The following is a 14,507-nucleotide window of genomic DNA, read 5'->3' as shown; positions in this document are numbered from 1 at the left end:
TTGCGTGGTCGGGAACTGACTCAGGGCTGGATATTGAACGCCTTGACGATGCCGGCATTGCGCTCGAACTCCGCGCGCACTGATTCGCTCAGTTGCGGCAGGGGCTGCGCCGACAGCGGCTCATAGCCGAGCGCCTCCATCCGGTCACGCACCTTGGCGGAAGCCGCAGCCTTGTAGGCAGCCGCGTGGATCTTCTCGGCCAGTTCTGGCGACAGCTTCGACGACGCAATCACGCCCACCCAGTTGCTGAACTCCATGTCGGGGTAGCCCAATTCCGCAAAGGTCGGCACCTGCGGCAGCAGCGCCGAGCGGCTCTTCGACGCCACGGCATAGACCTGCACCTTGCCGGCACGGATCATCGGCAGCGAGGTCACCATGCCGTCGTACATCACCGCAATCTGATTGCCCATCACCTGCGTCAGCGCCGGCGCGGAACCGGCGAAGGGCACATGCTGCAAGTCCAGCCCGGCCTTCTGGTTCATGATCATGCCGGCGTAGTGCGAAGCGGTGCCGGCGCTGTACGAGGCAAAGCTGAGCTTGCCCGGATTGGCCCGGGCGTAGCTGACCAGGCTCTTCAGGTCCTTGGCCGGCAGGCCAGGCGCGCCAATCATCACCATGCGCGAACGCGCCACGGCGGCCATGGGCCTGACGTCTTTCAGCGGGTCGAACCCCTGCTTGAGCACATGCGGGATCTCGGTCAGCACATTGCTGGCGGTGACCATGATGGTCTGGCCATCAGCGGGCGCGGCCAGCATGGTGGTGATGGCAATGCCACCGCCGGCGCCCGGCTTGTTGTCGACCACCACGGGGTGGCCAAGGTCCGCCGACAGCTGGTCTGCCAGCAGGCGGGCGAGCACGTCCATGGTGCCGCCCGCGGGTGCGGGCACCAGCATCCGGACCGGCTTGCTGGTCCAGGCCATGGCAGCGGGGGCTGCCAGCGCCAGGCCGGCCGCCACGGCGGCGATGCGCAGCAGGAATGAAGGGTGGGTGGGCATGTTGTCTCCGTTATGTAGTATGGATCTTCTGTCCAGCGTTGTCCGGCGCGGCGTCACCGTGTGGTGAGCGCGATGCCTGGCGGGGGTGGGGAAGCGGGAGACGCGCGGGCCAGCGCCCGGAGCATTGCCTCCAGCAAGGCACGCGGCGGCCTAGCGCCGGCAATCGGCGGCGCACCGTTGATCACGAAGCGCGGCACGCCCAGGCCGGGATTGGGTAGCGGCACCTCCTCGCCATGCAGCGGCGGCAGCCACGCCAGGTCTTGCGCAGTGGCCGGCGCCGCCGCTTGCGGCATCGGCATGCCACAGGCGATCGCTGCCGCGTGCAGCACGCGCGTGTCGCCGAGGTCCTCACCGCGCAGGAAGTACCCTTCAAACAACCGGTCGATCAGCGCGGATGCGGCCGCTTCGCCACCAGCCTGGCGCGCGTACCGGATCAGGCGATGCGCAAGCACGGTGTTGGGCAGCACTTCGATGCGGTCGGGTTCCAGTGTGATGCCGGCCTCGCGCGCTGCGGCGCACACCTGCGCCTGGCGCAGCGCCACGGCTTCGGCGCTGCCAAGCCGCGCCAGTCTGAACTTGCGATAGGGGATGCCGGCCGGGGGCAGCGTCGGAAACAGGGGACAGCTGCGCCATTCGACCGTGACCGCTACATCGGGCCGTTCCTGGGCCAGCTGCGCCAGCGCTGTTTCAAGATGGCGCTTGCCGATCATGCACCAGGGGCAGACCAGGTCGAACCCGACCTGGATGAAGAGGGAGGCGGGCCGGCTCATGACAGAGCGCCCGTAGCGGCACGCTGCCCGCGGCGGGCCGGCGCCTCCGCCAGCGCTTGCGCGCGTTCGGCCTCGCTCATCTGCGCCCAGCGCCCGATTTCCAGCCGCGTCCTGGCGCAGCCCTGGCAATAGCGGTTGGCGAGGTCCATGCGGCAGATGTTGATGCAAGGATTGATGAGGGCGTCAGGGTGATGCATCACGGACTCCGGTAGTGCATAGGGCCGGCAGGCATGCCGGCCCTGCGGCCAATGTCAGGCCGCTGCGCGCAGCGGCAGGTTCTTCTGCCCCGTCTTGCGGTTAGGCGCCATGCCATTGGCTTCCAGCGTGGCGTCGGCGCTGTCGTACCAGGTGCCGATGCGGTAGATCTCGCGGGCTTCCTTGCCCGATGCGATCTCGCGGCCCAGTTCATGCGCCACGCGCACGCACTGCTCGATCTGCTGCACCGAGGTCATGCGGTCGCCGTGCTGGTCGATGATGGTGTCTTCTATGCCGCAACGCGGGTGCAGGCCCATCGCCATCGCCATCATGTTGAACGGCAGCACGTTCTTCAGCAGCGACTCGGCGGTCAGTGTGCAGCCGTCCGGCGCGCGATGCACGAAGTTGAAGAAGTTGAACGGATTGGGGCCATCGAAGCCGCCGCCGATGCCGATCCAGGTCAGGTTCAGCGGGCCGGTGTAGACGCCGGCGCGCACCAGGCGTTCCAGCGTTTCCAGCGCGTGCATGCCGGTCAGCTGGAAATGCGGCTGGATACCCGAGGCCTGCAGCCGGCGCAGGTGCTCTTCCACCCAGCCCGGGCCGGCCGGCACGGTCATTTCGCGATAGGCGGCCTGGTAGGCCGGGTGTTCCAGCGAGGTGCCCTTCAGGTATTCCGGATAGAGCAACTCCATGATGTTCATCTGCGTGGTGTTGATCGCCACGGTCACCTGGTCGGGCTTGGGCTCCAGCTCCGCCAGCATGTGGCGGGTGTCGTCGGACAGCCACTTGGCCTCCTGGCCGTCGTCTTCCGGCGCAAACGAGATCGAGCCGCCAACCTGGATGATCATGTCCGGCACCGCGGCGCGCACGCCGGCGATCAGCTCGTTGAACTTGGACAGGCGCTTGGAGCCCTTGCCGTCGAGTTCGCGCACGTGCAGGTGCAGCACGGTGGCGCCGGCGTTGTAGCAGTCGACGGCCTTCTGGATCTGTTCTTCCATGGTGACGGGGATGTCCTCGGGGAAGTCCTGCGGCATCCACTCCGGGCCATATGGGGCCACGGTGATCACCACCTTGTCCATGTTCTCGGGGTGCAGGGAATCGTCAAGGAATTGCATGGATGGCTCCGGTTGGTTAGTGGTTGGAGTATCGGCGAACGACTGGTCGCGATTTGACGATCCGGGACATCCGATTTACATTTCGGGACACTCAGGGAAAGCACGGAATCCGCCCCCATGTCCTACTATCTGCGCAGTGCCAGCCTGACCAATTACGTGGAAGTCGCGCGTTCGCTGGGGCTGGATCCATACCAGCAGCTGAGGGCGGCGAAGATCAACCGCTCGGTCCTGCTCGATCCCGATATCCGCATCCCCGCGGCGTCAGTGGGCGGCTTGCTGGATGCGTCGGCACACGCCGCCGGGGTCGACGATTTCGGCCTGCGCATGGCCGAGCTGCGCGAGTTCTCCAACCTCGGCCCGCTCGCCTTCGTGGTGCGTGAAGAGCCCACGCTGCGCCGCGCGCTGGAGTCGATGGTGCGCTACATGGGCCTGCAGAATGAGTCGCTGTCGATGCGCATCGAAGACAGCAATGAGCTGGTGATGATCCGGCTGCAGGTGCTCACCGAAGCGCCCGGCACCTTGCGGCAGGCCGCCGACCTTGCGGTCGGCGTGGTGTTCCGGATGCTGAGGCTGTTCCTGGGGCAGTCCTGGCGGCCGCGCAGCATCTGCTTCACCCACCCGGCACCGGCCAGCGCGGCCACGTTTTCACGCGTGTTCGGCATGCCCTGCACCTTCAATCAGGATTTCGACGGCATCGTCTGCCTGGCCTCGGACCTGGAAGCGCCGTTGCCGTCGTATGACCCGGTGATGGCGCAGCAGGTGAAGCACTATCTCGGCACGCTGCTGGCGCAATCGACCGCGGCGACGATGTCGGACATGGTGCGCAAGCTGGTCTATGCGTTGCTGCCCACCGGGCTGTGCTCGGTCGAACGCGTGGCCCAGCACCTGAGCGTCGACCGGCGCACTGTGCATCGGCGGCTCGGGCAGGAACATACGACTTACTCCGGGATCCTTGCCGAGGCTCGTGCCGACCTGGTGATCCGCTACCTGGAGAACCACGAGCGTCCGCTGTCGGAAGTGGCGGCGCTGCTGGGGTTTTCGTCGCTGAGCGCGTTTTCGCGGTGGTTCAGCGGGCGTTTTGGATGCAGCGTGTCGGCGTGGCGGGCGCAGGCGGCGCAATAAAAAAGCCGCCGGCGCACAAGCGGCACGGCGGCGAAGACGAGCATCGGGCGGGCCGATACGGCCGGATCAGAACTTGTGCCGCACACCTAGGGCCACGCCGACCATGCTGCGCTGCCCATTAGCCGCAGCATAGCTATTGCCCAACGACAAGCTGTTGGCATAAACGGTGGCAAGCGACTCCAGCATCAGCCCGGCATTGCGAGCATAAGCCGTAGACAGGTACACATCGGTGCGCCGCGAGAACGCGTAGTTGGCGACAAAAGCAACCTGCCACGGATTGGCCACCTCCGTATTGCCAAACAGGCTCCTGACATTGTCGTAGTTGTACTCCAGCGTCAGCCCCACGGCCGGGGTGACCTGATAGTTGGCGCCGATCCAGTAGTAGTCGTCCCGCTGGATCACCACGTCAGCGGCGTTCTTGTTCTGACCCCAGCGATAGCCACCCATGATCTTGGCCGGGCCGAAGGCATAGCTGGCCGCCACGACGGCCTTGCGCACGGTGCCATTGCTGGTGCCGATGGTGGGGTTCCACTGGTCATAGCCGATGGTGGCGCCGAACGGCCCGGTGGCATACGCCAGCGAAGCCCCGTAGGCGGTGTCACGCCGGAATTGTCCGGGCACTTCGCCATTGCCGCCGATCGGGGTGGCAATGCCAACAGTTTGCGGCAGCGCCAGCCCTGCGCCGAACGACCAGTGCGCCCGCGCCGTCAGCGGTCCGAACTGGCCGGTGTACTTGACCGTGTTGTCCTCGCGGAAATTGGCGCCCGCCTGCAACACCACCGGTTCATATTGCGTGGCGTATGCGGTAGGCGAGAAATTCGCCAGCGCTTCAAAGATCGACGTGTACTGGCGGCCCAGGCTGAGCTGGCCGATGCCGGCGCGCTGCAGGGCGACAAAGGCCTGGCGGCCGAACAGGCGACCGCTCTGCTGCATGGTGCCGCTGTCCAGGCTGAAACCGCTTTCCAGCACGAACGACGCCTGCCATCCCGCACCAAGATCTTCCGCGCCGCGCAGGCCCCAGCGCGACCCGGACAGACCGCCCGACGCCATGCGGAACACCTTGTCGCCCGGCCCCGGGTTGAAGCCATTGGTGGCAACCGGCACAGCGCCGACGCGGTTCACGTATTCGACGTTGACGTCCGCCACGCCATACAGCGTGACGGACGATTGCGCGGCGGCCGCCAGCGGGCAACCCAGCATCAGGGCCATCACGGTGTTTCTGGTTCTCATTTGTCTCCTCCTTGGTTGCCCGGCGTTAGCGGCCGGATTCTTTTGTTGTGCCGCGGATGCGGCGAGGTCACGAATCGTGCGTGACCAGGGTGCCCAGCTCTGCCAGCAAGTCATGGGCACGCGGCCACGGGCCGTAGCCCGCGGCAGGGTTGAGGTGGCCGACGTTGCCCAGGTCCACCAGCCGGCTGCCCCATGCGGCGGCCATCTCCGCGACGCGCGCATGGCTGGCCAGTGGGTCGTTTCCGCTGGCAGCAACCAGGCTGGGGAACGGCAAGGGCGCGAGCGGCGTCGGCAGCCAGCCCCCCTGCACCAGCGCGTCCTGCGCCGGATAGCCGGGCGGCAGCGGCTGCGTGAAATCCGGCGGCGTCACCAGCAGCGCGCCCAGGATCTGGCGCTGGTGCCGTGCCGCCCAGTGCACGGTGATCATCACGCCGGCGCTGTGCGCGACCAGCACGACCGGCTTGTCGATGTCCGCCAGCGCGGCATCGAGCGCCGCGACGCGGGCCGCGCAGCTGAGCTTGTCGTGCTCCAGCGGCGGCACGCAGCGGACGTCGTGCCCCTGCGCCTGCAGTTCGGCTTGCAGCAGCGTTTGCCAGTGCTCGGCGACGTGGTCGCGCAGGCCCGGCACCATCAGGACAGTGTGGGTTGGTGTAGCAGTCATGGTCGGATTGGCAAGAGTCAGGCAGGAATAACGTGAGGCACAGCGTGGCCATCCAGGCGGCGCAGGTCCGCCGCGTAGTGCCGGCGGCCAAGGCAGAACAGCAGGGCCGCGGCCCCACCGGCCAGCGGAATCCATTGCAGCGCGCCAGTCAGGCCGATGTGGTCGGCCAGCACGCCGGTGAGGAACGGGCCTGGTGCCAGCCCCAGCAGGTTGTTGATCAGGGTCAGCGTGGCAAACGCGGTCGCATGGATGGCAGGCCGCGTCAGGTTGGCCACCATCGCGCTGGCGGGGCCGGCGGTGCCGCCCACCACCAGCATGCCCGCGCCGATCAGCACCAGCTGCGCATGGCCCGCGGGCAGCCGGAACGCCGTCATCAGCAAGACGCAGCAAATCACGCTGTAGACAATGGCCATCTGCCATTTGCGCGCGGGCGCGCGCCGCGCGACGCGGTCGGTCAGGGCACCGCAAGCCACCATGCCCACGCCGGCCATCAGCACCAGCATTGCCGCGGCCACGCCGGCGCGTCCGGTCGCCATGCCGTAGTCGCGCGACAGGAAGCTGGGCAGCCAGCCCAGCAGCGCCGCCATCACCAGCAGCTGCAGCGCACTGCCCGCGCAGGCGCACAGCATGGAAGGCACCGTCAGCAGCTCGCGCACGATCCGGCGCGGCTCCAGTTGCCGGGCCGGGGCCGCCTCGTCGCCGTTGGCCGCGCCCACGCGCTGCTGGAGCCCGCGCAGCCGATGCTCGCTGATGGTCAGGTAGTAGAGCGCCACCATCACCAGGCCGAAGCCGGCGATCCCGGCAAAGGCGACGCGCCAGCCAAAGTGGGCCGACAGGACGCCGCCCAGCCCCATGCCAAGCACCGAGCCGAAGGCACCGCCGGCAATGAATGCCGCGCTGAGGCTGGCGCGCAGATGGCGCGGGAACACCGACACCACCACCGCGATACCCACGCTGCCATAGGCCGCCTCGCCGATGCCAACGCAAAGCCGCGCCAGGAACATCTGGCCGAAACTGTCCGCCACCGCGCAGCCCAGCGTGGCCAGGCTCCACAGCGCCGCCATCAGGATCAGGCTGCGCACGCGTCCCCAGCGGTCGGCCAGCAGCGACAGCGGAATCGCGAGCACGCCCACCATCAGCGCCACCACGCCGCCGAGCGCGCCCAGCTCCGTATCACCGAGCTGCCATTCGGCCTTCAGCAGCGGAAATACCGCATTGAGCACCTGGCGCGACATATAGTCCGACAGCAGCAGCGCGAACGTCAGCGCAAAGACGAGCCACGCATAGCGCGGTCCGGCAGCAGCCGGCAGGGCCGGCGTGGCCGACTCTGCGGCAAGGGCAAGGCGGGGTCTGGACATGGGCGTCTCCGGAAGCAGACCGGCGGTCTTCGCGCCGCCGTGCGTTCACAGCCCGCCGCCGAAGGGTGACGAGCGCAGGCAGTATCTGGCGATCGGGACCGCGCGGTTTGATATTCCGGGACGTACGTTTGACATTCCGGGACAGCTGGGGAAAACGCCGAGACAAAAAAAACCGGCACCCGAAGGTGCCGGTTTCTCGCTGGCCCGCCGTCAGGCGAGGCGCGGCGAAGCTCAGTCTTCCAGCTTCGGCAGCGAGGCGCTGACCTTGGTCGACAGCAGGCCGCTCTTGGCATACGTCTGCAGCTTCTCGCGCGTGTCGACGATATCCAGCGTGCGCATGGTCAGCTGGCCGATCCGGTCCAGCGGCGTGAACATCGACTCGCCCTTCTCCATGGTCAGCCGTTCCGGCTTGTAGGTCAGGTTGGGCGAGGTGGTGTTCAGGATCGAGTAGTCGTTGCCGCGGCGCAGTTCAATGGTGACTTCGCCGGTGATGGCGCCCGCCACCCAGCGCTGGGCGGTTTCGCGCAGCATGATGGCTTGCGGGTCGAACCAGCGGCCCTGGTACAGCAGGCGGCCCAGGCGGCGGCCGTTGTCGCGGTACTGCTCGATGGTGTCTTCGTTGTGGATGCCGGTGATCAGGCGCTCGTAGGCGATGAACAGCAGCGCCAGGCCCGGGGCTTCGTAGATGCCGCGGCTCTTGGCTTCGATGATGCGGTTTTCGATCTGGTCGCTCATGCCCAGGCCATGGCGCCCGCCGATGCGGTTGGCTTCCATGAACAGGTCGACGCTGTTGGCGAAGGTCTGGCCGTTCAGCGCGACCGGCTGGCCTTCTTCGAAGCGCACGGTCACTTCCTCGCGCTTGACTTCAACCTCGTCGCGCCAGAACTGCACGCCCATGATCGGCTGCACGATGCGGATGCCCGAATCCAGGTGCTCCAGGTCCTTGGCCTCGTGGGTGGCGCCAAGCATGTTGGAGTCGGTCGAATACGCCTTTTCGGCGGACATCTTGTAGTCGAAGCCGTTCTGGCGCATGAACTCCGACATCTCGGCGCGGCCGCCCAGTTCGTCGATGAACTGCTGGTCCAGCCATGGCTTGTAGATCTGCAGGCCGGGGTTGGTCAGGAGGCCGTAGCGGTAGAAGCGTTCAATGTCATTGCCCTTGAACGTGCTGCCATCGCCCCAGATGTTGACGCCATCTTCCTTCATTGCGGCAACCAGCATAGTGCCGGTGACGGCGCGGCCGATCGGGGTGGTGTTGAAGTAGGTGATGCCGGCGGTGGAGATGTGGAACGCGCCGCACTGCATGGCGGCGATGCCTTCGGCCACCAGTTGCGTGCGGCAGTCGACCAGGCGGGCTTCCTCGGCGCCGTAGGCCTTGGCGCGGCGCGGGATGTCGTCGTAGTCGGGCTCGTCGGGCTGGCCCAGGTTGGCGGTGTAAGCGTAGGGGACGGCGCCCTTCTGGCGCATCCAGAGGAGTGCCGCGCTGGTGTCAAGGCCGCCGGAGAAGGCGATTCCGACGCGCTGGCCGGAAGGAATGTGCTGAAGGATGGTAGTCATCGCCAGAAAATCTAAGTGAATTGGTCGGCTCTTGGGCGGGCTTCCACTGCACGCGCCAGGGCGGCGGGAAGCACGGCGACGCGGCCGGCCGAGTCACGTGCCGAGTCAGTGCCAAACGCGAATTGTGACACGGCAGCGCCCACGCGCCAAACGCCGGGACTGGCGGGGGCGCCGGCGCCACCTGCATCCGGGCCCGCCGGACCATTCAAATCCCGCGAACGCGCCTTTCAAAACTCTCGACTGGTTCGCGCCAGGACCCCTCCCTATACTCCGCCGCACTGTTGTCTGAAAGCGGAGTCGTCATGCTGCATCGCGCCCTGGAAGGAGTCCGGGTCCTGGACCTGTCGCGCATCCTGGCCGGTCCCTGGTGTACCCAGAACCTGGCCGACCTGGGCGCCGAGGTGACCAAGGTCGAGCACCCGGAGCGCGGCGACGATACCCGCGGCTGGGGCCCGCCCTACCTGGAAGCGCCCGAGGGCAGCGGCGACACGCAGCAGCGCCTGTCCGGCTATTTCATCTGCTGCAACCGCGGCAAGCGCTCGGTCGCGATTGACTACGGCACGCCCGAGGGCGCCGCGCAGGTACTTGAGCTGGCGCGCGAAGCCGACGTGCTGGTCGAGAACTACAAGGTCGGCACGCTGCGCCGCTACGGGCTGGACTACGACACGCTCAAGGCAATCAACCCGCGCCTGGTCTACCTGTCGATCACCGGCTTCGGCCAGAGCGGGCCGATGGCGGACAAACCCGGCTACGACTATGTGTTCCAGGGCATGGGCGGGCTGATGAGCTACACCGGCCAGCCCGACGGCACGTCCGGCGCCGGGCCGCTGCGCACCGGCGTCGCCGTGGTCGACCTGAGCACCGGCATGTATGCCACCTCCGCCGTCCTGGCCGCGCTGTTCCAGCGCCAGGCGACCGGGCTGGGTGCACATCTTGATATCGCGCTGCTCGATGTCGCGGTAGCGATGAACGCCAACCAGGCCGCCAACTACCTGGTGTCGGGCCAGAACCCGCAGCGCAGCGGCAATGCCCATCCCAACTGCGCGCCCTATGAGGTGTTCCGCTGCGCCGACGGCCACCTGATCCTGGCGATCGGCAATGACAGCCAGTTCGCGCGCTTCTGCGCCGTGGCCGGCATGCCGGATCTTGCGCAGGACCCGCGCTACGCCACCAACTCCGCGCGCATCGAGCACCTGCCCGCGCTGCGCGCCCTGCTGACCGGTCTCTTCCCCGCGCGCACCCGCACGGCGTGGACCGATGCCTTCGATGCGGCCGGCGTGCCCTGGGGGCCGATCCACACCATGGACGAAGTCTTCGCCCACCCGCAGGTGCAGCACCGCGGGCTGATGCAGGTGTCCGAACACCCCGTCATGGGCAAAGTGCCCATGGTGCGCAACCCGATGCTGGCCGGGTACGACCTGCCGCTGCCACCGCCGCCGCTGCTGGGCGAACACAGCCCAGCCTGAACGGCGCGCAGCGACCCACAAGACCGAAAACACTGACACGGAGACACCGATGAAACCAACCTTCACCGCCATCGCGCTGCTGGCTGCATGCGCAAGCGGCGCCGCGCATGCCACCGCGTATCCCGACCGGCCGATCAAGCTGATCGTCCCCTACGCCGCCGGTGGCACCACCGACCTCATCGCGCGCATCGTCGGCACGCGCCTGGGCCCGGTGCTGGGGCAACCGGTGGTGGTCGAGAACCGCCCGGGCGCCGGCGGCGCGGTCGGCAGCGCCTACGCGGCCAAGCAGCCAGCCGACGGCTACACCCTGGTGATGGAGGTGGAGAGCTCGCACGCGGTCAACCCCAACGTCTACCTGAAGACCGCCTACGACCCGGTCAAGGACTTCGCGCCGGTCAGCAACCTGGCCGACGTGCCCAACGTGCTGGTGGTCAATCCGGCGTTCCCGGCCACGGACCTGAAGTCGTTCATCAGGCTGCTGAAGGCCAACCCGGGCAAGTACTCGTTCGGCTCGTCCGGCAACGGCGGACTGAGCCATATGAACGGCGAGCTGTTCATGAACGCCACCGGCACGCGCATGCTGCATGTGCCATACAAGGGCCTGGGCCCGGCGCTCAACGATGCGGTGGCGGGCCAGATCCAGGTGGTGTTCGACAATATCCCGTCGTCGTCGGGCCTGATCCAGGGTGGGCGCCTGAAGCCGCTGGCGGTCGCCGCGAAGCAGCGCCTGAAGGTGCTGCCCAATGTGCCGACCTATGCCGAGGCCGGCCTGCCGGCGATGAACAACCCGTCGTGGTTCGGCCTGGGCGCGCCGGCAGGCACGCCCGTTGCCATCCTCGACAAGCTCAACGACGCCGTGCGCCAGGTATTGGCCGAGCCGGAGGTGATCGCCGCCATCGAGAAACAAGGCGCGATCCCGGCACCGACTTCGCGCAAGACCTTCGGCGACCTGATCCGCGCGCAGAATGCGCACTGGAAGCAAATCGTCGAGGACATCCACTTCACCAGGCTCCAGTAAGCCACAAGGAACGACTTGACATCCTTCCCTCCCTAAAGAGAGGGGATTCCCTCTGCAGGCGATCGATGTCCCGATCGGGCAAGGATATTTAGCGCAGCGTTCACATCGCGATCATGTACAGCACCGCATTCACTGCATACCCACTGCCTTATTCCGAGGTCTGCGATACCTTTCGGCCTCTCCGGCGGCATCGCGTCGCACGAAGAGCAAACCTGAGTAGTGAAACGTTCGTCGACTTCCTCGTACCACGCGCCATGCGCAATCGCCTTGTACGCGAGCATTGTGCGGATGGACGACCAGCCCGCATCGAGGACGGACTTCGCCATGCTGGTCCTGACGAGGCCGGCGGCATTCACATTACCCACCGCAATGTAGTCAAAGTCCCGCACGATGCGATGCGAGAGCTTGTGCAGGAAGTCGCGCCGCGCGTTGGCGATGCGGGCGTGAAGGTTCGTCGCCTGTCGCTTCTTGCGCGCCCGCTGCGCCTTGGCAAGGGCTTGTTCGAGTTGGCCAAGGTGACGGGGATTCCCGATCTTCTCGCCGGTGGAGAGCGTGGCAAGGTCCTTCAGACCAAGATCGATGCCGACGCCGCGCGCCGGGGACCGGGCTTGGATGTCGGCGACTTCAATCACGATGTTCAGGAACCAGTTGCCTCGCGCGTCCCGGGAGAAATTCGTGCCGTCCTTGAGCTTGCCTTCGGGAAGGGGGCGGGAGTTGAACACGCGAAACGTGTTGCCGGCATAGCGGAATGCGTCGCCCGAGCGCTTGAGATCCCGGCCCTTGAGCGGCACCCAGCCGAGGGACCTGCGGCCGCGATAGCGCAGGTACGGCCGGCGATGCTGGCTACGCGACTTGGCGTACTGCTCGCAAACCGCGTTGACGGTGCCGGAATGGATACGGAGTTCCTTGCTGCTGCCGGTGGTCAACACGTTCAGATCGAAACCCGTGAGCCATTTCTTGCCCCATTTCAGCGCGTGCTTCTGTGTGTCATTGCAGAAGTTCCAGACGTAATTCACCGCGCGGCTCTGCTGATTGAGCAGGCCGTTCAGCGACTTTACCCGGTAGCGATAGACGAGAAGCATGCCGGTCATTCTAAATTGGGATTGCTTGCTGCCGGCAGCACTCCTTCCACTCCCCGTCCTGAAGGTCGGGGTTTCTCGGAGCAAGTCTGATGAGCGCACTTCAGCAAGAACCGCACGCCGGCGTCGAGATCGACGCGCGCGGCATCGCCACCGTCACCATCCGCGAGGCGGGCTCGCTCAATATCCTGAGCACGCCGGTGATCGCATCGCTCACGCGCGTCATCGAAGCGCTGGCCGGCAATGACGCGGTACGCGTGCTGGTGCTGCGCGGCGCCGGCGAGAAGGGCTTTGTCGGCGGTGCCGACATCAAGGAAATGGCCGCGCTGGACCGCGCCAGCGCCGAGGCCTTCATCAGCGGCCTGCGCCGCCTGTGCGACGCCGTGCGCCACCTGCCGGTGCCGGTGATCGCGCGCATGCCGGGCTGGTGCCTGGGCGGCGGGCTGGAACTGGCGCTGGCGTGCGATATCCGCATCGCCGCCGACAACGCGCAGCTGGGCATGCCGGAAGTGAAGGTCGGCATCCCGTCGGTGATCCACGCCGCGCTGATGCCGCGCCTGATCGGCAATGCGCGCACTGCATGGATGCTGCTGACGGGCGAGATCTCCGACGCCGCCGAGGCGCTGCAGTGGGGGCTGGTGAGCCGGGTGGTGCCGCTGGCGGAGCTGGACCTGGAAATCGAACGCGTGGCCGCGCTGCTGGCCGGCTTCGGCCCGGTCGCGGTGCGTCAACAGAAGCGCCTGCTGCGCGAGTGGGAGGATGCGCCGCTGGAAGTCTCGATCAACAACAGCGTGACCGAGTTCGGCAGCGCCTTCGACACCGGCGAGCCGCAGCAGCACATGGCCACCTTCCTGAATCGCAAGCGCTGAAGCGCGCGAAAGTGCTTACGGCGCCGTGGCCGCGACGGCGCCGCCTTCGCGCGTGGCCACCACGCGCGGATCGTTCAGCAGGAACTGCGCAAAGGCCTCGGCAAACGCCGGCAGCTTGCCGTCGGCGCGCACGATCAGGTTCAGTTCGCGCAGGGCCCACGGCTCTGCCAGCCGCACCCCCACCACGCGCGCCTCACGCAAGGCCTGCGCCGCCACGCTGCGCGGCACCAGCGCCACCCCCACGCCCGCCTCGGCCAGCGACAGCACCGCATCGAAGCTGTGCGCATGCAGCCGTACGTTGGGCCCCCTTCCCGCGCGCTGCGCCATGTCGCGCAGGAACAGGAAGTTGCTGCTGGTGCGGCTCATGCAGACAAAGTCGAAGGCCAGCGCCGCGCCGAAGCGCACTTCCGGCTCGCGCGCCAGCGGGTGATCCGCGGCCACAGCCAGGATCAGTTCGTCGCGCGCATAGCGCACCGAGCGCACGCCGGTGGCTTCGCCGCCCGTCTGGAAATCTCCCGCCAGGATGCCGACATCGGCTTCATGCGCCGCCACCGCCGCCAGGATCGACTGGCTGGCGCGCTCCTCCAGGTCGATGTTCACATCCGGGTTGGCCAGCAGGAAGCGGCTCACGCTCGGGATGATGAATCCGTTGAGCGAACTGCTGTTGGCCAGCAGCCGGATATTGCCCTTCAGCCCGGCAGAAAAGCGTCCCACCTCGCCATGCATGCGCTCCACGCCAAGCAGTAGTTCGCGCACATGGACCAGCAGGGTTTCACCGGCGGGCGTCAGCTCCATGCCGCGCGCGGTGCGCACGAACAGCGGCGTGCCCATCGCGTGCTCCAGGTTCTTCAGCCGGTAGCTCGCCGCCGACGCGGTGATGTGCGTGGCCGAAGCGCCACCCGACAGGCTTTGCGCATCGGCAATGGCCTGGAACAGGCGCAGGTCGGTCAGTTCGTAACGCAAGGCAACTCCGTTTGGGGCGGAACGGTCGAAGGGATTGGCGCTTGGTGGTGTCGCGGCCATTCTAGTGCAGCACCGTGGGCTTCCCGCCCGCCACCCCGTCCGCACACAC

The 14,507-nt window shown here is 67.1% G+C and carries 14 protein-coding genes; 4 read left to right on the top strand and 10 right to left on the bottom strand.

Annotated elements, in window-relative coordinates; translation table 11 throughout:
- Window positions 1-20: 20 nt before the first annotated feature.
- Genes RS901_RS21800 through RS901_RS21785 form a run of 4 tightly spaced genes read right to left on the bottom strand, consistent with a single transcriptional unit; the run spans window position 21 to window position 3,075 of the window.
- Window positions 21-995: a tripartite tricarboxylate transporter substrate binding protein gene (locus RS901_RS21800; protein WP_316155767.1), complete on the bottom strand. Its 975-nt coding sequence runs from the start codon at window positions 993-995 to the stop codon at window positions 21-23.
- 53 nt (window positions 996-1,048) lie between these two features.
- Window positions 1,049-1,765, bottom strand: coding sequence for a DsbA family oxidoreductase (locus RS901_RS21795; protein ID WP_316155765.1), 717 nt, complete (start codon window positions 1,763-1,765; stop codon window positions 1,049-1,051).
- The gene (locus RS901_RS21790; RefSeq protein ID WP_316155763.1) at window positions 1,762-1,962 is read right to left on the bottom strand and encodes a DUF1289 domain-containing protein; all 201 of its coding nucleotides are present in this window, start codon (window positions 1,960-1,962) and stop codon (window positions 1,762-1,764) included. Before RS901_RS21790 ends, RS901_RS21795 begins: the two co-directional genes overlap by 4 nt.
- Before the next feature lie 54 nt (window positions 1,963-2,016).
- Window positions 2,017-3,075: a 3-keto-5-aminohexanoate cleavage protein gene (locus tag RS901_RS21785; protein WP_316155762.1), complete on the bottom strand. Its 1,059-nt coding sequence runs from the start codon at window positions 3,073-3,075 to the stop codon at window positions 2,017-2,019.
- Window positions 3,076-3,192: 117 nt separating this feature from the next.
- On the opposite strand from RS901_RS21785, the gene RS901_RS21780 reads away from it, so the two are divergent.
- Entirely contained in the window at window positions 3,193-4,197 is a 1,005-nt protein-coding gene (locus tag RS901_RS21780) for an AraC family transcriptional regulator (protein WP_316155760.1), read from the top strand.
- A 66-nt stretch (window positions 4,198-4,263) separates the two neighbouring features.
- Here RS901_RS21780 and RS901_RS21775 read toward each other — a convergent pair whose 3' ends face one another.
- The 4 genes from RS901_RS21775 to argG all read right to left on the bottom strand — a co-directional run bounded on the left by RS901_RS21775 (window position 4,264) and on the right by argG (window position 9,003).
- Complete coding sequence (locus RS901_RS21775) at window positions 4,264-5,427, bottom strand: porin (protein WP_316155759.1); 1,164 nt, start codon at window positions 5,425-5,427, stop codon at window positions 4,264-4,266.
- 67 nt (window positions 5,428-5,494) lie between these two features.
- Window positions 5,495-6,088 carry an RBBP9/YdeN family alpha/beta hydrolase gene (locus RS901_RS21770; RefSeq protein WP_316155757.1) on the bottom strand — a complete coding sequence of 198 codons (594 nt, stop codon included), beginning with the start codon at window positions 6,086-6,088 and terminating at the stop codon, window positions 5,495-5,497.
- Between the two features lie 17 nt (window positions 6,089-6,105).
- A complete protein-coding gene (locus tag RS901_RS21765) occupies window positions 6,106-7,446 on the bottom strand; it encodes an MFS transporter (RefSeq protein ID WP_316155755.1) in 1,341 nt (446 codons plus the stop codon).
- A gap of 231 nt (window positions 7,447-7,677) precedes the next feature.
- Window positions 7,678-9,003, bottom strand: coding sequence for an argininosuccinate synthase (gene argG, locus RS901_RS21760; protein ID WP_316155753.1), 1,326 nt, complete (start codon window positions 9,001-9,003; stop codon window positions 7,678-7,680).
- A 302-nt stretch (window positions 9,004-9,305) separates the two neighbouring features.
- Between argG and RS901_RS21755 the strand changes: the two genes are divergently transcribed.
- Window positions 9,306-10,469 carry a CoA transferase gene (locus RS901_RS21755; RefSeq protein WP_316155750.1) on the top strand — a complete coding sequence of 388 codons (1,164 nt, stop codon included), beginning with the start codon at window positions 9,306-9,308 and terminating at the stop codon, window positions 10,467-10,469.
- Window positions 10,470-10,518: 49 nt separating this feature from the next.
- Complete coding sequence (locus RS901_RS21750; protein WP_316155748.1) at window positions 10,519-11,487, top strand: tripartite tricarboxylate transporter substrate binding protein; 969 nt, start codon at window positions 10,519-10,521, stop codon at window positions 11,485-11,487.
- A 32-nt stretch (window positions 11,488-11,519) separates the two neighbouring features.
- Here the strand turns inward: RS901_RS21750 and RS901_RS21745 are convergent, their stop codons facing one another.
- Window positions 11,520-12,569 carry a transposase gene (locus tag RS901_RS21745; protein WP_316157268.1) on the bottom strand — a complete coding sequence of 350 codons (1,050 nt, stop codon included), beginning with the start codon at window positions 12,567-12,569 and terminating at the stop codon, window positions 11,520-11,522.
- Between the two features lie 89 nt (window positions 12,570-12,658).
- Between RS901_RS21745 and RS901_RS21740 the strand changes: the two genes are divergently transcribed.
- A complete protein-coding gene (locus tag RS901_RS21740; protein WP_316155746.1) occupies window positions 12,659-13,435 on the top strand; it encodes an enoyl-CoA hydratase in 777 nt (258 codons plus the stop codon).
- A 15-nt stretch (window positions 13,436-13,450) separates the two neighbouring features.
- Here the strand turns inward: RS901_RS21740 and RS901_RS21735 are convergent, their stop codons facing one another.
- Window positions 13,451-14,398, bottom strand: a complete 948-nt coding sequence (locus RS901_RS21735; RefSeq protein WP_316155744.1) for a LysR family transcriptional regulator — start codon at window positions 14,396-14,398, stop codon at window positions 13,451-13,453.
- Window positions 14,399-14,507: the final 109 nt, after the last annotated feature.

Origin of the sequence: Cupriavidus sp. BIC8F (assembly GCF_032465815.1) — a bacterium.
Lineage (GTDB): Bacteria > Pseudomonadota > Gammaproteobacteria > Burkholderiales > Burkholderiaceae > Cupriavidus > Cupriavidus necator.
The sequence above is the reverse complement of the archived record's forward strand: the minus strand, read 5'-3'. Positions and strand labels throughout refer to the sequence as shown.